This window comes from Kitasatospora sp. GP82, assembly GCF_029892105.1.
Lineage (GTDB): Bacteria > Actinomycetota > Actinomycetes > Streptomycetales > Streptomycetaceae > Kitasatospora.
The window spans coordinates 303,778-321,563 of record NZ_JARZAJ010000004.1 but is presented as its reverse complement, the minus strand read 5'-3'; the positions used below and the strand labels follow the sequence as shown (position 1 = coordinate 321,563).

Sequence of the window (17,786 nt, the reverse complement as noted above, 5' to 3'; positions counted from 1 at the left end):
GGACATACCGGTGAAATGCTGACAAAGTTCGGCCCTTCACCACGTCCGGAACCGGAGGCAGGCCAAGGTGCACCCCAAGAAGGAACCCACCCGTCCGATCCCGGCGGGGCCGCGCCCCACCGGTCCCAGGGTGCTGCTCTGCGGTGTGGCCGCTGCTCTGACCGGGCTGCTGGTGAGTGGCTGCACCAGCAGCTCGTCGTCCTCCTCGACCGCCTCCTCCGCCTCGCCGAGTGCCTCGGGCAGCACCCTCGCAGCGAGCAACGGCGGTCTCCAGTTGCAGGAGGACTACCAGAAGGTCATCTCCGATGTGCTGCCCTCGGTGGTGCAGATCACCACCCCGAACGGCCTCGGCTCCGGGATCGTCTACGACACCAAGGGCAACATCGTCACCAATGCCCATGTGGTCGGCACAGCCCAGAGCTTCTCCGTCAGCCTGGCGAACAGTGCCAAGACCCTGGACGCCACCCTGGTCGCCAGCTACCCGGATGCCGACCTCGCGGTGATCCGGCTGAGCAGTCCGCCGAGCGGCCTCAGGCCGGCGACGTTCGCCGACAGCAGCAAGGTCGAGGTCGGACAGATCACCCTGGCCATGGGCAGTCCGCTGGGCCTGTCCTCCAGCGTCACCCAGGGCATCGTCTCGGCCACCGGTCGGACAGTCACCGAACCGAGGAGCCCGGACGCGCCGGGGGCCACCATCGGCAACATGGTGCAGACCTCGGCCGCCATCAACCCCGGCAACAGCGGTGGCGCACTCGTCAACCTGAACAGCCAGGTGGTCGGGATCAACACCCTGGCCGCCGTGGACCAGGAGGCCAACGGCAGCGCCGCGCCGGGCATCGGCTTCGCCATCCCAGCCGTGACCGTCACCAGCATCGCCGACCAGTTGATCAAGGAAGGCAAGGTCACCAACTCCGGCCGGGCCGCCCTCGGCATCTCGGCCAGGACGTACTTCAACTCCGACTTCCGGCCCGCCGGTGCCGTTGTCGTCACCACCACCTCGGGCGGCCCGGCCGCCTCGGCCGGGCTCCAGACGGGCGATGTGATCACCAAGCTGGGCGATACCGAGATCGACTCGCTCGGCGCGCTGACCACCGCCCTGGCCTCGCTCCAGCCGGGCGCCAAGGTCACCGTGACCTACCAGCGGGACGGCCAGAGCAAGACCGCCGACGTCACCCTCGGCACCCTGGAGAGCTGACCCCCGTCACGACCCCGGGCCCGGCAGCCGCACCGCGCAAGGGTGGCGGCTGCCGGGCCCGGTCGTGTCTTGCCGGTCGTGTCTTGTGCGGGCCTCAGCGCGCCCTGGTCCGCCAGGGGAGCTCGACCGTGACGCCGGTCGGACCGCCCACGGGGCTCTTCACCACCAGGACCCCGTCCACCGCGCCGACGCGCTCGCCGAGGCCGGCAAGACCGCTGCCCGGGTAGGCCGCGGCGCCGCCCCTGCCGTCGTCCTGGACCAGCACCATCAGACGGTCGGCGGCGCGCCAGACGTCCACCGTGGCGGTGCGGGCGCCGGAGTGCTTGGAGATGTTGGTCAGCAGCTCGCTCACGGTGAAGTACGCGATGCCCTCGACCGCCGAGTCCGGGCGCTGCACGGTGCCGTCCGGGCCCTTGAGATCGACGTGCACCTTGACGCCCCCGGGGACGGTGCAGCGGGCGGCGACCGCCGAGAGCGCGGCGTCCAGGCCGCGGTCGGTCAGGACGGCGGGGTGGATGCCCCGGGCGAGGTCGCGCAGCTCCTGCAGGGCCAGTTTCACCTCGCCGTGCGCGGCGTCCACCATCTGGGCGGCGGCCTGGACACCCTCGGTGTCCGAGGCCTCGGCGGTCTCGGCCAGCTTCTCCTTGGCGAGGCCGAGATCCATCGCCAGGGCGACCAGCCGGGCCTGGGCGCCGTCGTGCAGGTCGCGTTCGATCCGGCGCAGGTCGGCGGCGGCCGTGTCGACGACCGCTCCCCGGTCGTCCTCCAGCTCCTTGACCCGCTCGGTGAGCGCGCCCGGGGCGAGCAGGCTGCCGATCAGCATCCCGTCCACCGCGCCGAGGCAGCGCATCGCCCAGGGCAGCACCGGCCAGCCGACGACCAGCAGGAGCAGGGTCAGCGTGAAGCTGAGGATGCCCCAGGGCAGCAGCAGGATCGCGTAGAGCGCGCAGCGCCAGCTCAGCCAGTCGGTGAGCACGGCGATCACCCAGCCCGCCACCCCGGTCCTGGCGACGACCACCGGGCCGGGATCCGGTACGTCCAGGTCGAGCCCGACCCGTGCCCGGCGGCGCGCCAGGGAGCCGAGGGCACGGCAGCCCACCAGCCCGGCCGCGAGCAGCGGCAGCCCGACCACGGTGACGGCGAGCCCCAGACCGGCGGTCAGCGTCACCGCGGTGAAGACGAAGCCGACGACGCCGATCGGCAGGTTGAGCAGCAGGTGCTGCACCTGACCCCACATCTTCGCCCCGTACGGCGCAGGGCGGTTCTGTGGGTGGCTCGGCGGCGCGTCGTTCATGGCGTTGACCCTCTCGCTGGACTGTTGCGTCCAGCATTCCGGGTCGGCGCATGATGGGGCCATGGGGGTGATCGGCGTCCCGGTCAGGGGGTTATCCCCACCCTGCCGGTGCACCCGGACACGGAGGTGCCGCGTGGGACAGCGCAGGGCCCGGTGTCCACCGGACGTCTTGAAGACCGGGCAGGGTGTGGGAAGAGTACATCGCTGCACTTAGACTCACGCCGTAGCGATGGTTATGACCGCGTAAAAAGAGGCCCAGTGAGCCCACCGGGAACGGTGGGACCGGGGCGATCTGGAGGCGAAGAAGCATGGAGGGGCCGCTGGCCGCTGCCGACCCCGCCGTGGGCGGCGGTTACTTCGACGCGTACGCGACGGTGGGCCTGATGGCCGTCGTCGGCGTGCTCTTCGTCGCGGTGGCCTTCACCGCCAACCGTCTGCTGCGGCCGGTGGTGTACTCGCCGGAGAAGCTGCTCACCTACGAGTGCGGTGTCGACCCGGTCGGCGAGGACTGGGCGCACACCCAGGTCCGGTACTACGTCTACGCCTTCCTTTATGTGATCTTCGCGGTCGACGCGATCTATCTCTTTCCCTGGGCGACGGTCTTCGCCGCCGCCGGGTTCGGCATGACCACCCTGGTGGAGATGTTCGTCTTCATCGGCTTCCTCGCGGTGGGTCTGCTCTACGCCTGGAGGAAGGGCGTTCTGGAATGGACGTGACCCACGACGTGAACGACAACGTCACGCACAGCCACTCGCACGGTTCCGGCGACGGACCGATCGCGCTCGGCATGCCCGATCCGGCGCGTCCGGGCGGGGTCGAGCCGCAGCGCCTGGGCCCGCTCGCCCGGCTCGCCCCCGACCCGGTCAAGGTGGTGCTCAACTGGGGGCGCCGCTACAGCCTCTGGTGCTTCAACTTCGGCCTCGCCTGCTGCGCGATCGAGTTCATCGCCGCGTCGATGGCCAAGCACGACTTCATCCGGATGGGAGTCATCCCGTTCGCGCCCGGCCCGCGCCAGGCCGACCTGATGATCGTCTCGGGCACGGTGACCGACAAGATGGCCCCGGCCGTCAAGCGCCTCTACGAGCAGATGCCCGAGCCCAAGTACGTGATCTCCTTCGGCGCCTGCTCCAACTCGGGCGGCCCGTACTGGGACTCGTACTCCGTCACCAAGGGCGTGGACCAGATCATCCCGGTCGACGTCTATGTGCCCGGCTGCCCGCCGCGCCCCGAGGCGCTGCTCCAGGGCATCCTCAAGCTGCAGGAGAAGATCGCGGCCGAGTCGCTGCCCGCGCGGTACGCGGCACCCGCGTCCGCGCTGCGGCGGCCGCTGGTGCCCGGTCCCGCGCGGACGCCGGAGGGCGCGAAGTGATCCCCGTCGGTGCTGAAGAGGTCGCGGCCGCGATCGGCGAGTGGGCCACCGCCGGCGAGGCGTACGAGCTGCTGACCGTGGACGTCCCCGCCGAGCACTGGATCGAGGCGCTCACCGCCGCCCGCGACGGCCTCGGGCTCGGCTTCTTCGACTGGCTGAGCGCGGTGGACGAGCTGGCCGAGGGCTTCTCGGTCGCCGCCCACCTCGCCGCGCCCGGCGAGCCGGGCGTACGGCACCTGGTGGTGCGTACCCGGATCCCGCGCGAGGGAGCCGTGCTGCCGACCGCCGTCGAGGTCTACGCTGGTGCCGCCTGGCACGAGCGGGAGACCCACGAGATGTTCGGCATCGACTTCACCGGCCACCCGCACCTGGTCACCCTGCTGCTGCCGGACGGCTTCGAGGGCCACCCGCTGCGCAAGGAGTTCGTCCTGGCCGCCCGCGTCGCCAAAGACTGGCCCGGCGCCAAGGAACCGGGCGAGAGCGACCACGGCGGTGGCCCGGCACGCCGCAAGATGCAGCCCGCCGGTGTCCCCGACCCCAACGAGTGGGGCCCGCTCAAGGGCACCCTGCCGCCTGCCGCCGAGCGTCCGGCCCGCGTCGCCCGAGGGCCGCGCGCGGCCGCCGGCGCAGCTGCGGGTGCGGCTGCTTCCGCCACCGAGGGCGGGCCCGCGGTGCGGGCGGACCGGCCGCGCCGGACCCGCACCATCGGCGACGGTTCGGTGAGCCAGGCTGCTCCTGCGGGTGAGACTGCGCCCGGGGAGGGCGGTGCGCCGATCCGGGCGGACCGGCCGCGCCGGACCCGCAGCATCAGCGAGGGCTCGGTGAGCCAGGCTGCTCCTGCGGGTGAGGCCGGTGCGACCGGCGAGGCGGGCGAGGCCGGCGTGTCGGCCGAGCAGCCGCAGCCGTCGGCACCGGGCCGGCCGACCGTTGCTCGTACGCAGTCCTCCGACGCCCCGTGGCACGCTCCGGTCCCGGCCGAACCTGCGTCGGCCGAACCGCGAGCCGTCGACGCGACCTCGGCCGAGCAGACCCCGGACGAGAAGACGCCGGCCCCCGAGGCCCCCCCCACCCAGGCACCCGCCCAGGACGGAGACAGCACGTGAACCTGCTCGACACGCTGCTGCGCTGCGTCGCCGCCCTGGTCGTCTTCCTGACCTTCCCGCTGATCATCGGCCAGACCGAGCACAAGGTGATGGCCCATATGCAGGGCCGCCTCGGTCCGATGTACGCGGGTGGTTTCCACGGCTGGGCCCAGCTGGTCGCGGACGGCGTCAAGTTCGCCCAGAAGGAGGACGTGGTCCCGGCCGAGGCCGATCGCAGGGTCTTCCAGCTGGCCCCGGCGGTCTCGCTGCTCCCGTACCTGATCGTGCTGCTGGCCATCCCGGTGGGCCCGGACGGGTTCGTCGGTCAGGCCGTGGACGCCGGTCTGTTCTTCGTGCTAGCCGTCCTGGGCGTCGGTGTCATCGGCAAGCTGATGGCGGGCTGGGCCTCGGCGAACAAGTTCTCCCTGCTCGGCGGTCTGCGGACGGCCGCTCAGCTGATGTCGTACGAGCTGCCGATGGTTCTCGCCGCCGCCTCGGTGGCGATGGCGGCCGGGACCATCTCGCTGCCCGGGATCCTGGGTGCCTTCCACTGGTGGTGGGTGCCGTGGCAGCTGATCGGCGCGTTCGTGTTCTTCACGGCGGGTCTGGCCGAGCTGCAGCGTCCGCCGTTCGACATGCCGGTGGCCGACTCCGAGATCATCTTCGGCGCGTACACCGAGTACACCGGCCTGCGGTTCGCGTTCTTCCTGCTCTCCGAGTACGCGGGCATCCTGGTGGTCTCCGCGCTGACGGCGGTGCTCTTCCTGGGCGGCTGGCACGGGCCGATGCCGGAGCACCTCGGCTGGCTGTGGACGATTCTCAAGACCTTCGCGCTGGCGTTCGTGGTGATCTGGATCCGGGTCACCTACCCCCGGCTTCGCGAGGACCAGCTGATGCGCTTCGCCTGGACGTGCCTGATCCCGCTCGCGCTCCTACAGCTGGCCATCACCGGCGTCGTCAAGGTGGCGATCTCCTGATGAACATTCCAGGCACCGGCCTCGCCAAGGGCTTGGCCGTCACCCTGCGGACGATGACGAAGAAGTCCGTCACCGCGCAGTACCCCGAGGTGCAGCCCGAGCTGCCGCCGCGCACCCGCGGTGTGATCGCGCTGCTGGAGGAGAACTGCACGGTCTGCATGCTCTGCGCCCGTGAGTGCCCCGACTGGTGCATCTACATCGACTCCCACAAGGAGACGCTGCCCGCCGCCGACCCGAACGCGCGCGCCCGTACCCGCAATGTGCTGGACCGCTTCGCGATCGACTTCTCGCTCTGCATGTACTGCGGTATCTGCATCGAGGTCTGCCCGTTCGACGCGCTGTTCTGGTCGCCCGAGTTCGAGTACGCGGAGACCGACATCCTGGAACTGACCCACGAGCGCGACCGGTTGCGCGAGTGGATGTGGACGGTCCCGCCGCCGCCCGCGCTCGACCCGGCGGCCGAGGATCCCAAGGAGATCGCCGCCGCCCGCAAGGCGGCCGAGAAGCTGGCCGCCGCGGCCGAGGCCGCCAGAGGTGAGTCGGAGTGAACATGCTGCTCGCCACGGCCGGTCCGCTGGACCCAGCCACCCGCTCCTTCCTCTCCCCGACCGGCGTGGAGGTCGTCTTCCTGCTGGTCGGACTCGCCGTACTCGGCTCCGCCGTGATCACCGTGACCACCAAGCAGCTGGTGCATGCCGCGCTCTGGCTGGTCGTGTCGCTCGGTGGCCTTGCGATCGAGTTCCTGCTGCTGACGGCCGAGTTCATCGCCTGGGTGCAGGTGCTGATCTACCTCGGCTCGGTGGTCGTCCTGGTGCTGTTCGGCCTGATGCTCACCAAGGCGCCGATCGGCCGCTCGCCCGACGCCGACTCCGGCAACCGCTGGGTGGCGCTCGGTGTGGCCCTGGCCGCCGCCGGGACGCTGGTCACCCTCGTCGTGGACGCCTTCCGCACCTCCTGGGTGGACCTGGGCGCGGGCGGCGGCAGCACCAAGGTGACCGGCGAGAGCCTGTTCCGGCACTGGGTACTGCCCTTCGAGGCGCTGTCCGTGCTGCTGCTGGCCGCGCTGGTCGGCGCGATCGTGCTCTCCCGCACGCGTGACAAGCGGCTGCCCAGGCCGCGTGCCGGCAAGCTCCGTGCGGGCAAGCCGGTCGGTTCCAACGGCCCGGCCGCGCGGGTCACCGCCTCGACGACCCCTCCGCAGGAGAGCTGACCGCCGATGCACCTCGTGTACCCAGCCGTCCTCGCCGCGCTGCTGTTCAGCGTCGGTGTCTACGGCGTGCTCGCCCGGCGCAACGTCGTCCTGGTGCTGATGTCCGTCGAGCTGATGCTCAACGCCGTCAACCTGAACCTCGTCGCCTTCGACGCCTGGCTGCGCGACTCGCTGCACGCCGGGCAGGCGCTCACGCTCTTCACCATCACCGTCGCCGCCGCCGAGATCGGCCTCGGTCTCGCCATCGTCCTGCTGGTCTTCAGGACCAGCGGGACGGCGGACATCGACCGTCTCACCGCCCTCGGCGACCCCAACGAGGACACCGCTGAACCGGAGACGGCCGGAGCCTCCGAGAACAAGGCGGCCGCCGTATGAACCTCGCACTCCCCGCCCTGGTGCCCGCGCTGCCCGCGCTCGGTGCCGCCGCGATCTTCGCCACCGGCCGCCGCGCCCCCGGCTTCGCCCGGCCGCTGGCCGTCCTCCCGGTGGCCGCCTCGGCCGTGCTGGCCCTGGTCGTCGCGCTCCAGCTGGGCACCGACCAGAGCCTGGACGCCGCCACCCGGCTCACCCCGACCGGCGGGCCGGACATCCTCCTGGCCATCCACCTGGACGGCTTCAGTTCACTGATCTCCCTGCTGGTCGGCCTGGTCGCCACGTGCGTGCAGATCTACTCCACGGCCTATCTGAAGGACGATCCGCGCTACCCCTCGTACGCGGCGCTGGTCTCGCTCTTCACCGCCGCGATGTTCCTGGTCGTGTACTCCGGCGACCTGATCGTGCTGCTGGTCGGCTGGGAGATCATGGGCATCTGCTCGTACTTCCTGATCGGCCACCACTGGGAGACCGCCGACGCCCGTTCGGCCTCGCTCAAGGCCTTCCTGGTCACCAAGCTCGGCGACGTCCCCTTCCTGTTCGGGATCTTCCTGCTGGGGGCGGACGCCGGAACGTTCAGGATCAGCGGGGTGCTTCAGGCGGCGGCCGAGGGCAGACTCGGCCACCCGACCCTGATCGCGCTGCTGCTGCTCGCCGGAGTCGCCGGCAAGAGCGCCCAGTTCCCGCTGCACACCTGGCTGCCCGACGCGATGGCGGGCCCGACGCCGGTCTCCGCGCTGATCCACGCCGCCACCATGGTCGCCGCCGGCATCTACCTGGTCGCCCGGCTGCTGCCGGTCTTCCTGCTCTCCGGCGCCGCGCTGCTGGTGCTCTCCGTGATGGCGGCCGTCACCATGGTCGGCTCCGCTCTCTGCGCCCTCGCCCAGGACGACCTCAAGCGGGTGCTCGCCTACTCGACCGTCGGCCAGCTCGGTTACATGGCCGGCGCCCTGGCCAGCGGCGACCGCGACGCGGCCGTCTTCCACCTGGTCAGCCACGGCGCCTTCAAGGCACTGCTCTTCCTCACCGCCGGTGTGGTCATCCACGCCGCGCACACCAACTCCATCTCCGCGATGTCCCGGATGCCGGGTCTGCGGGGGCGCGTCCCCGACGCCTACTGGACGATGGGCATCGCGCTGGTCGCCCTGGTCGGACTGCCGCCCTTCGCCGGGTTCTTCAGCAAGGAGGCGGTGCTCACCGCCGCCGAGCACGCCGCGACCGGCGAGGCACTCACCAACGGCCTCGGTCCGGCCTCGGCGGTGCCCTCCGCCGCCGGGTGGATCGTGCTCGTCTCCGGCGCGCTCACCGCGCTGCTCACGGCGGCGTACGCGACCCGGCTCTGGCTGGTCGCCTTCCACTCGCCGGCGGGTGCGGCAGCACCCGTCACCGACCAGGCCAACGGCCACGCCGCCGGCGCGCCGTACTCGCCCGAGATCGACGAGGCCGACCCGGCCCAGGCCGAACCGCACGCCATGCGCTGGCCGCTCTGGGTGCTCGCCGTCCCGACCATGGGACTGGGCGTTGCCGGGCTGCGGCCCGAGTGGCTGCCCAGCCTGCTGGACGGCGGCTCGCTGCGGCCCTCCACCGGCACCGCCGTGGTCGGCACCGGTCTCGCCCTGGCCGGGGTGCTGATCGCGTACGCGGCCTGGCGCTCCGCCACCGCACGCGCCGCCGCCCCCGGCCGAGTGCCCGGACAGGCAGGGCCGCCCGCCGTCGAGGCGATCCCGGCGGCCGAGCCCGCCGTGACGCCCGTCGCCGACCCGGGACGGACCTTGCTCGGCCCGCTCTTCGGCCCCGCCCAGCAGGGCTTCCACGTGGACCGCCTCTACACCGTGCTCTTCGTCCGCCCGACGACCGCCGCCGCCCAGCTGGTCCGCTTCCTGGACCGCGAGGTCGTCGAGACCTATGTGCGCGGCGCGGGCAACGGCGCCACCCTGCTCGGCTGGCTCGTCCGGCGCGCGCAGAACGGCAACGCGCAGACGTACGTGAGCGCACTGCTCGCCGGCGTCGTCCTGCTCGCCGTCCTGGTGGCGGTCGGCTCATGACCCGTACCGCCCCCTCCGTCCCATCCACCGCAGCACGCCCTTGGAGCCCCCGATGAACGCAGTCCTCATCGCCCTCCTGCTGCTGCCGCTGCTCGGCGCCGCCGCCACCCTGGCGCCGTTCGGCGCCGACCCCGAGGCCGCCGACCGGCGCGCGCTGCGCCTCGGAGTGGCCGTCACCGGTGCCGTGCTGCTGCTCACCGTCGGGCTTGCGGTCGGCTTCGACCACGGCACGCCGAGCCGGATGCAGGCCGTCACCGACCTGCGCTGGATCCCGGCCGTCAACGTCCGCTTCCACCTCGGCGTGGACGGCATCTCGCTGCCGCTGATCGTGCTCACCGCCCTGCTCACCTTCCTCTGCGCGGTGTACTCGACCAAGCGGCTGCCGAGCGGCGAGGGCACGCCCAGCGCCCGGTCGTTCACCGGCCTGCTGCTGCTCCTCGAGGTCGGCATGCTGGCCACCTTCGCGGTGCTGGACCTGGTGCTCTTCTTCCTGGCCTTCGAGATCGTGCTGATCCCGATGTACTTCCTGATCGCCCGCTGGGGGAGCGGGCAGCGAGTGCCGGCCGCCAACCGGTTCATCCTCTACACGCTGCTCGGCTCCGCCGTGATGCTGCTCGGCTTCCTGCTGATCGGCACCCAGGCGGGCACCTTCGACATGACCGAGCTGGCCGCCGCCCACGGCAGGGGGCTCAACCACACCACCCAGGTGATCGCCGCCCTGGCCATCGTCGTCGGCCTCGCGGTGAAGGCCCCCGCCTGGCCACTGCACAGCTGGCTCCCGGACGCGCACACGGCTGCCCCCACCGTCGGCTCGGTGCTGCTCGCCGGTGTGCTGCTGAAGATGGGAACGTACGGCCTGGTCCGTGTCCTCCTCCCGATCGTGCCGGACGGCACCGCCACCTTCGCCCCCTACCTCGGGGCCTTCGCCGCCGTCGGCATCGTCTACGGTTCACTGGCCTGTCTGGCGCTGGCGCGGCCCGGCGCCAAGGGCGACCTCAAGCGCCTGATCGCCTACTCCTCCGTCGGCCACATGGGCTTCGTGCTGCTCGGCATCGCCTCCCTCACCCCGGTGGGCGTCAACGGCGCGCTGTTCGCCAACATCGCCCACGGCCTGATCACCGGCCTGCTCTTCTTCCTGGTCGGCGCCGTCAAGGACCGCTACGGCACCGCCGATCTGGACACCCTCGCGGGTGCCACCGGGGCAGCCCTCTACGGCCGGGCACCGCGCATCGGCGCGCTGCTCGCATTCGCCGCCGTCGCCAGCCTCGGCCTCCCCGGGCTGGCGGGTTTCTGGGGCGAGCTGCTGGCGATGTTCGGCGCCTTCGACCCGGCCGCCGGGCTCTCGCGCCCCGCCTTCGTGACGTACATGGTGATCGCCGGACTCGGCACCCTCCTCACCGCCGCGTACCTGCTGGTCGTCGTCAAGCGCGTCTGCATGGGCGACCCCGACCAGCCGGCCGTGGCGGCCGAGATCCCGGACCTCCGCCCGTACGAGGCCGTCAGCTGGACCCCACTGGCCGCGCTCACCGTGGTGGCCGGGCTCTGGCCCGCCCTACTGCTCGGTCTGTCCGACCCGGCCGTCAAGCACCTCCTCGGGGGTGGCTGACCGATGCTCCCCACCCTGCTCGGCTCTCACCTCCCCCTGGGGCAGCCCGCCATGACCTCGTCCGACGCCGGCCCACTGGCCGCCACCAGCCCGCTGGCCGCCGCCGACCCGGGCAGCCTCATCCAGTCGATCGACTGGATGGCCATCGCGCCCCCGCTGATCGCCGCCCTGGCCGCCATCGCCGTGCTGCTCGCGGACCTCTTCCTCCCGGCGGGCCGGAAGAAGGCCCTCGGCTGGCTCACCGTCGGCGGACTCGCCCTCGCGCTCATCGCACTCCTCCCGCTGGCCCATGGTGACGTTCGGTCGACCTTCTGCCTGCGGAACGTAGCAGCCGCCACTGACACTGCGACCATCAACGGCGGAGCGTGCTCCTACGTGGCGGACCACTTCGCGCTGGCCTTCCAGCTGCTGGCGCTGGGGGGCGCGCTGATCGTGGCCCTGCTCTCCGTCCACACCGTGGACGAGGAGGCGTCGATCAGCGGATCCGCCGCGGGTCTGCCCGCCGGCGAGTACTGGTTCCTGCTGCTCAGCAGCGCCACCGGCGCCGCCCTGCTGCCCGCCTCCCGCGACCTGGCGACGCTGATCATCGCCCTTGAGGTCGCCTCGCTGCCGGCCTTCGCACTGGTCGGCCTGCGCCGGGACGGCCGGGGCGCCGAGGCCGCACTGAAGTTCTTCCTCTCCTCGGTCACCGCGACGGCCGTGATGCTGTTCGGCGTCAGCTTCGTCTACGCCGCCACCGGCAGCCTGCACCTGTCCGCCGTCGCGGACGGCCTGACCCACGCCCCGGCGCAGCTCAAGCCGCTGGCCGAGGCGGGCGCGGCGCTCACGCTGGTCGGCTTCGCGTTCAAGGTCGCCGCCGTCCCGTTCCACTTCTGGGTGCCCGACACCTACACCGGCGCGCCGATCCCGATCGCCGGTTACCTCTCGGTGGTCGGCAAGGCGACCGGCCTCTCCGGTCTGGCCCTGGTCACCACGCTCGCCTTCCGCCCGTACGGCCACACCTGGGGCCTGGCGCTGGCGGTGCTGGCGGCACTGACCATGACGGCCGGCAACGTGGCTGCGCTGCGCCAGCGCGGGAGCACCGCGCACAGCGCCGTCCGGCTGCTCGCCTGGTCCTCGGTCGGCCAGGCCGGCTATCTGCTGGTGCCGCTGGCCGCCGCCGGGTACGCCGACGCGGCCGAGCCGATCGGTGCCACCGTCGCGTACGCGCTCATCTACGGCGTGGTGAACCTCGGCGCCTTCGCCGTGGTCGCCGCCGTCGGCCGCGGCACCGGCAGCCGGCTGGACGACTACGCGGGCCTGTTCGCCCGCCGTCGCTGGACGGCGCTCGCGCTGGCCTTCTTCCTGCTCTGCCTGGCCGGACTGCCCCCGGGCATCGTCGGCCTGTTCGGCAAGGTGGTGGTCTTCAGGGCGGCCGTGGACGCCGGCCTGGGCTGGCTGGCCGTGGTGATGGCGGTGAACGTCGTGATCGCCCTGTACTACTACCTGGTCTGGACGGCCAAGCTGTTCGCCCCGGCGGAGCAGCCGCTCACCGACCGCCGTCTCCCGGCCCCGCTGGCCGCCACCATGGGCCTGACCGCCGTTGTCGCGGTCGTGCTCTCGGTGGCGCCGCAGCTGGTCCTCCAGGTGGCCGGCGGCAGCCTGTTCTGAGAACCCGGCAACGCCCCAGCCCACTGGGCGGTCTGTGCACAAGGGAACGAACTCGGCTCATCCCGCCGTTGATCTCAGCAGAGGGATGTGAACCGAAGGCTTCCCGCCGCACCACTTGGAGGGCCTGCCGTGCACCGCCAGCACAACGGGTTGAGAACGGCCGCGCTGATCGGCGGCCTGTCAGCGCTGATTCTGGTGATCGGCAGCTTCTTCGGCCGTACCGGCTTCGTGCTGGCCCTGCTGATCGCCCTGGGCACCAACGCGTACGCGTACTGGAACAGCGACAAGCTGGCCCTGCGGGCCATGCGGGCCCGCCCGGTGAGCGAGATCGAGGCGCCGCAGCTGTACCGGATCGTCCGTGAGCTCTCCACCTCGGCCCGCCAGCCGATGCCCCGTCTGTACATCTCGCCCACCCCGGCGCCGAACGCCTTCGCCACCGGCCGCAACCCGCGCAACGCGGCGGTCTGCTGCACCGACGGCATCCTGCAGCTGCTGGACGAGCGCGAGCTGCGCGGGGTGCTCGGCCATGAGCTGAGCCATGTCTACAACCGGGACATCCTGATCTCCTCGGTGGCCGGGGCGCTGGCCTCCGTGATCATGTTCCTGGTGAACTTCGCCTGGCTGATCCCGTTCGGCCGCAGCGAGGACGACGACGGTCCCGGCCTGTTCGGCATGCTCGCCATCATGATCCTCGGCCCGCTCGCCGCCACCCTGATCCAGCTGGCCGTCAGCCGCTCCCGCGAGTACCAGGCCGACGCGGACGGGGCCAGGATCACCGGTGACCCGCTCGCCCTGGCCGGCGCCCTGCGCAAGCTGGAGGTGGGCACCCTGCGGCTGCCGCTGCCGCCGGAACCGCAGCTCCAGACGGCCAGCCACATGATGATCGCCAGCCCCTTCCGTCCGGGGGAGGCCGGTGCCCGGCTCTTCTCCACCCACCCGCCGATGGCCGAGCGGATCGCCCGTCTGGAGCGGATGGGCGGCTACCACCGCTGAGCGCGGATCACATGGTGGTGTGGGAGTGGTAGAGGCACAGCGACCAGAGAATGATGCTGTCGATCGCGATCACCACCAGCGACCAGAGCGGGTAGTACGGCAGGAAGACGAAGTTCAGCGCCAGACCGAGGGAGACCACCAGGATGGCGATCACTCGTCCCCATGAGGAGCCCTTGATCACGCCGTAGCCGACCGCCGCGATGGCCAGGCCCCACACGATGTGGATCCATCCCCAGGCGGTGAGGCTGAACTCGAAGGTGTAGTGCTGGGTGGTCACGTAGACGCTGTCCTTGGCCACCGCGACGATGCCCTGGAGGATCCCCAGCAACCCGTTGACCAGCATCATCACCCCGGCGAACAGCACCAGCCCGGTGACGGCAGCCGTGGGCCGCGATCCGGGTGAGTGCCCGCCCGGAGCGGGGCCCGACGGGTCGTGGAGCGGACCAGAAGCCTGAGACATGGTTGCCTCCCTGCTGCTGTGGACGCTTCAACATTCAATGATTCGTCCGTCATCTGCAGCGTAGAAGGCCCCCGCGACCTCGCAACTCGTCGGGCCGGGGCGGCAGGCGGCCGCTAGCGCCGTCGGAAGATCCGCTTGATCGCGAACACGATCGCGACGATCAGTCCGATCGCGAAGAGGATGATCAGCAGGATCACCACGATCACTGCGATGCCGAGCTTCTTGAAGAAGCCGCCCTTCTTCTTGGTGTCCTTGGTCTTGGCGGCGAGCTGTTGGGTGCCCTGCGTCTGCGGCTGCACCGGCGCGGCGGCCGGTGCGGGAGCGGCGATGCCGGCGGCGGGAGCGGCTGGTGCGGCGGCCACCGTACGGGCCGTCACAGGGGCGGCCTGGGCGGCGGTCTGCTGGCCCAGCAGCAGCGCGGCCAGCATCAGAGCGGGCACGGCCCCTGCGATACGGCGTATGTTCACTTCTGGTTCCTCGGGTCTCTCGTACGGTTCGGCGGACCGGCTCCCCGGCAGGTCCGTCCGGCCCGAGGCTACTGGAGCCGAAGGAGGAGGAAGGGCAGCAGTCCCCGCTCCAGCAGCGCCGTCCGCCATGCCTCGCGGGCCCGCTCGAGCTCCTCGGAACGGGCAGTGCCCGGCGCTGCCTCGGACTGCACCGCCTCGGACTGGGCGGCGCGGCGGCGGGCAGCGGTGGCCAGAAGTCCGGAGACCCCCGCGACGACACAGATTCCGGCGACCACGGCCGCCGCCCAGCCCGCCGTGAGCAGTGAGTCGGCCAGGTGGCGCTGGGACTTGGCCAGTCCCAGCGCGTACCCGAGCAGCAGCAGGATGCCCGCGGCGGTGCCGGTGAGCAGGGGAACGAGGACGGCGAGTACACCCATCAGCCCGCCCGCCCAGTCGGGGTCGATGCTGCGGGAGTCGCCGGTCCCCGTGGAGTCGGCCGGGCCCGAGGTGCTGCGGACCCGCAGGTACTCGATGTACTCGTCGGCAGCGGCTGCCGCGATCTCGCCGCTGGCCGTGCGGGCGAGCGCGCGGAGCTGTTCGCTGCCGAGCCCCGGGTTCCGCCGCAGCGCCTCCCGGATCTCGTCCCTGGCCAGGGCCTGACCGAGCGCCAGCTCGAAGTCGGCCCGGTCCTGCTGGGGCAGCTGGGTCAGCTGAGGCGGACGGGGAAGTCGGTCCATGCGTTCCCCCGGGTCATGGATAGGGATGGAACGGCCGTCGGCCCGTACGGGCCTGTCGGTCCGCTCAGACGTTGACGCCGTAGTCCAGGGCGATGCCGCGCAGGCCGGAGGCGTAACCCTGGCCGATGGCGCGGAACTTCCACTCGGCGCCGAGGCGGTAGAGCTCGCCGAAGACCATGGCGGTCTCGGTGGAGGCGTCCTCGGTCAGGTCGTAGCGGGCGATCTCGGCGCCGGTGGCCTGGTCGACCACGCGGATGAAGGCGTTGCGGACCTGGCCGAAGTTCTGCAGTCGGGTGTCGGCGTCGTAGATGGAGACCGGGAAGACCACCTTGGCGACCCCGGCCGGGATGGCCATGAGGTCGACCTTGATCTGCTCGTCGTCGCCGTCCCCGCCGCCGGTGAGGTTGTCACCGCTGTGCTCGACCGAACCCTCGGGGCTGCGCAGGTTGTTGAAGAAGACGAAGTGCTGGTCGCTGAGCACCCGGCCGGCCTCGTTGCAGAGCAGCGCGCTGGCGTCGAGGTCGAAGTCGGCGCCGGTGGTGGAGCGGACGTCCCAGCCGAGGCCGACGATGACGGCCGTCAGGCCGGGGGCCTCCTTGGTCAGCGAGACGTTGCCGCCCTTGGAGAGAGTGACTCCCATGATTGCCCCTCCTGGAGTTCTCGCGCCGGTCCGACAAGGCGCGTGCTTGGCTGTGCAGCCGGTCTGGTCAATGAATCTACATCACTGTAGAGAAGGCGAGAATCGGTCTGCCGAGCTTGACGACAAGTCAGTCCCCGGGCGCCGGTCAGCCGTACGAGACATTGCTGCACAGGTCGTCGTCGGCGGAGCGGGCCGCGCCACTGACGCTGGTCGGCAGCGGCCCCGACGGAACTGCGGGGCTCGCGCCGCCCGAGGAGGCGAAGTCCCGGCCGAGGATCAGGTTGATGCCCGAGCGGTCGACCGGCTCGAGTCGGGCGCCGGGGAAGAGCTGGGCCACCTTCTCGGCCCCGGCCTTCTCGCCGGGTCCGTACTCGACGACGGTGGTGGCGTGGTTCTGGGCGGCCGCGTTCGCCTTGCCGGTGACCGTGAACTCGGCCCCCTCCAGCAGGTCGGCGGCCTTGGTGGTCAGCCCAGGGGTGGTGGTCCCGTTGTAGACGGCGACTCCGAGACCGGCGCCCTTCACCGACGGCGTGGTGGAGGGGCTCGGTGCCGCGTCCGTCGGCGAGGCGCTGGACGTGCCCGGGGTGCCGCTGCCCGCGTCCTGGCCGTCCAGGGTGCGGTCGGCCTTCAGTGCGGCCCACAGCTGGTCGATGTCGGGGTGGACCAGCGAGACCCGCGCGCCGTTGTACTGCCAGGGAGCCGTGAGGAACTTGACGTTGTGCAGGTCGATGTCCTTCAGCGACAGGGCGAAGGACATCAGCTTGTCGGCCGAGCCCAGGCCCGGGTCGACGGTCAGCGACTTGGTCGCCGCGTCGGCGAGCGGCAGCAGGGTGGTCGGATTCATGCCCTGGCTCTTGATGTTCTTGATCAGGGATGAGAGGAAGGCCTGCTGACGCTGCATCCGGCCGATGTCCGAGCCGTCGCCGATGCCGTGCCTCAGCCGGACGTAGTCCAGGGCCTGCTGGCCGGACAGCTTCTGCGGGCCCTTCGGGAAGAGCAGCTCGCCCTTGCTGCCGAGGTTGGGGTTGAGATCACCCTCGTAGACGGCGTTCGGAACACAGACGTTCACCCCGCCGACCGCGCTGGTCATGGCCGCGAAGCCCTGGAAGTTGACGACTATGGTGTGGTCGACCCGCAGGCCGGTCAGCTTCTCGACGGTGTTCTGGGTGCACGCCGGGTTGCCCTGGACGGAGTCGCCGACCGAGAAGGCGCTGTTGAACATGACGTTGGTCTGCGGCGCCGTCCACTTGCCGTTCGCCTTGCAGGGCGGGATGTCCACCAGCGAGTCGCGGGGGATCGAGACGCCCACCGCGTGCTTGTGGTCGGCGTAGACGTGCAACAGGATCGTGGTGTCCGAGCGCGCCCCGCCGTCGCTGCCGCCGCCGAGGTCCTTGTTGGCGCCGTCGCGCGAGTCGGAGCCGATCAGGAGCAGGTTGACCGGGGTGTTGCCGTTGGCGTCCGGGCCGGCGGCCGCCGGGCGGTCCGCGCTGAGGCCGCCGCCGTCGAAGGTGCTGATGTTGGCGTTGAGCTTGTAGTAGATCCCGGCGCCGCCGAGGACCGCCACCGACATCGTCGCCGCGCCCGCCCAGAGGGCGATCTCCTTCTTGCTGCGTCGCCGCTTCGTGCCCTGGTCGCCCGGGGCCCGGGCCGCTCTCGGCTCCGCCGTCCCGTCGCCGGCAGTCGGGCGACCTCGGCGAGGCGTACGCGGTT

Annotated in this window: 18 protein-coding genes; 12 read left to right on the top strand and 6 right to left on the bottom strand. The window is 71.5% G+C overall.

Annotated features, from left to right (window positions below):
• The first annotated feature begins 67 nt into the window (after positions 1–67).
• On the top strand, positions 68–1,195 hold the full coding sequence (locus tag P3T39_RS06460) for a trypsin-like peptidase domain-containing protein (protein WP_280696351.1): 1,128 nt from the start codon (positions 68–70) through the stop codon (positions 1,193–1,195).
• 94 nt (positions 1,196–1,289) lie between these two features.
• Here P3T39_RS06460 and P3T39_RS06455 read toward each other — a convergent pair whose 3' ends face one another.
• Positions 1,290–2,489, bottom strand: coding sequence for a sensor histidine kinase (locus P3T39_RS06455; protein ID WP_280696350.1), 1,200 nt, complete (start codon positions 2,487–2,489; stop codon positions 1,290–1,292).
• A 308-nt stretch (positions 2,490–2,797) separates the two neighbouring features.
• Here P3T39_RS06455 and P3T39_RS06450 point away from each other — a divergent pair, with 308 nt between their 5' ends.
• From P3T39_RS06450 to htpX, 11 genes are all read left to right on the top strand, one after another.
• Positions 2,798–3,205: an NADH-quinone oxidoreductase subunit A gene (locus P3T39_RS06450; RefSeq protein WP_280696349.1), complete on the top strand. Its 408-nt coding sequence runs from the start codon at positions 2,798–2,800 to the stop codon at positions 3,203–3,205.
• A gap of 71 nt (positions 3,206–3,276) precedes the next feature.
• The gene (locus P3T39_RS06445; protein WP_280696389.1) at positions 3,277–3,858 is read left to right on the top strand and encodes an NADH-quinone oxidoreductase subunit B family protein; all 582 of its coding nucleotides are present in this window, start codon (positions 3,277–3,279) and stop codon (positions 3,856–3,858) included.
• Positions 3,855–4,961: an NADH-quinone oxidoreductase subunit C gene (locus P3T39_RS06440; RefSeq protein ID WP_280696348.1), complete on the top strand. Its 1,107-nt coding sequence runs from the start codon at positions 3,855–3,857 to the stop codon at positions 4,959–4,961. The genes P3T39_RS06445 and P3T39_RS06440 overlap by 4 nt, the downstream gene beginning before the upstream one ends.
• Positions 4,962–4,963: 2 nt before the next feature.
• Positions 4,964–5,917: an NADH-quinone oxidoreductase subunit H gene (locus tag P3T39_RS06435; protein ID WP_280696388.1), complete on the top strand. Its 954-nt coding sequence runs from the start codon at positions 4,964–4,966 to the stop codon at positions 5,915–5,917.
• Positions 5,914–6,465: an NADH-quinone oxidoreductase subunit I gene (locus P3T39_RS06430; RefSeq protein WP_280696387.1), complete on the top strand. Its 552-nt coding sequence runs from the start codon at positions 5,914–5,916 to the stop codon at positions 6,463–6,465. The genes P3T39_RS06435 and P3T39_RS06430 overlap by 4 nt, the downstream gene beginning before the upstream one ends.
• A 2-nt stretch (positions 6,466–6,467) precedes the next feature.
• Entirely contained in the window at positions 6,468–7,127 is a 660-nt protein-coding gene (locus tag P3T39_RS06425) for an NADH-quinone oxidoreductase subunit J (protein WP_280696386.1), read from the top strand.
• Between the two features lie 6 nt (positions 7,128–7,133).
• Positions 7,134–7,502 (top strand): NADH-quinone oxidoreductase subunit NuoK, encoded by a 369-nt coding sequence (gene nuoK, locus P3T39_RS06420; protein WP_280696347.1) that lies wholly within the window; start codon positions 7,134–7,136, stop codon positions 7,500–7,502.
• Positions 7,499–9,544 carry an NADH-quinone oxidoreductase subunit L gene (locus P3T39_RS06415; protein ID WP_280696346.1) on the top strand — a complete coding sequence of 682 codons (2,046 nt, stop codon included), beginning with the start codon at positions 7,499–7,501 and terminating at the stop codon, positions 9,542–9,544. Before nuoK ends, P3T39_RS06415 begins: the two co-directional genes overlap by 4 nt.
• A 52-nt stretch (positions 9,545–9,596) precedes the next feature.
• Positions 9,597–11,150, top strand: coding sequence for an NADH-quinone oxidoreductase subunit M (locus P3T39_RS06410; RefSeq protein WP_280696345.1), 1,554 nt, complete (start codon positions 9,597–9,599; stop codon positions 11,148–11,150).
• Positions 11,151–11,201: 51 nt separating this feature from the next.
• Positions 11,202–12,800, top strand: a complete 1,599-nt coding sequence (locus P3T39_RS06405; protein ID WP_280696344.1) for an NADH-quinone oxidoreductase subunit N — start codon at positions 11,202–11,204, stop codon at positions 12,798–12,800.
• Positions 12,801–12,929: 129 nt separating this feature from the next.
• Complete coding sequence (gene htpX, locus P3T39_RS06400) at positions 12,930–13,793, top strand: zinc metalloprotease HtpX (RefSeq protein ID WP_280696343.1); 864 nt, start codon at positions 12,930–12,932, stop codon at positions 13,791–13,793.
• Positions 13,794–13,800: 7 nt separating this feature from the next.
• On the opposite strand, the gene P3T39_RS06395 is transcribed toward htpX, so the two are convergent.
• The 5 genes from P3T39_RS06395 to P3T39_RS06375 form a co-directional block, all read right to left on the bottom strand.
• Positions 13,801–14,253 carry a hypothetical protein gene (locus tag P3T39_RS06395; protein WP_280696342.1) on the bottom strand — a complete coding sequence of 151 codons (453 nt, stop codon included), beginning with the start codon at positions 14,251–14,253 and terminating at the stop codon, positions 13,801–13,803.
• Positions 14,254–14,366: 113 nt separating this feature from the next.
• A complete protein-coding gene (locus tag P3T39_RS06390; RefSeq protein WP_280696341.1) occupies positions 14,367–14,720 on the bottom strand; it encodes a hypothetical protein in 354 nt (117 codons plus the stop codon).
• 68 nt (positions 14,721–14,788) lie between these two features.
• Positions 14,789–15,436 (bottom strand): hypothetical protein, encoded by a 648-nt coding sequence (locus P3T39_RS06385; RefSeq protein ID WP_280696340.1) that lies wholly within the window; start codon positions 15,434–15,436, stop codon positions 14,789–14,791.
• 64 nt (positions 15,437–15,500) lie between these two features.
• Positions 15,501–16,076, bottom strand: coding sequence for a TerD family protein (locus P3T39_RS06380; protein WP_280696339.1), 576 nt, complete (start codon positions 16,074–16,076; stop codon positions 15,501–15,503).
• 145 nt (positions 16,077–16,221) lie between these two features.
• Positions 16,222–17,646 carry an LCP family protein gene (locus P3T39_RS06375; protein ID WP_280696385.1) on the bottom strand — a complete coding sequence of 475 codons (1,425 nt, stop codon included), beginning with the start codon at positions 17,644–17,646 and terminating at the stop codon, positions 16,222–16,224.
• Between the last annotated feature and the right edge of the window lie 140 nt (positions 17,647–17,786).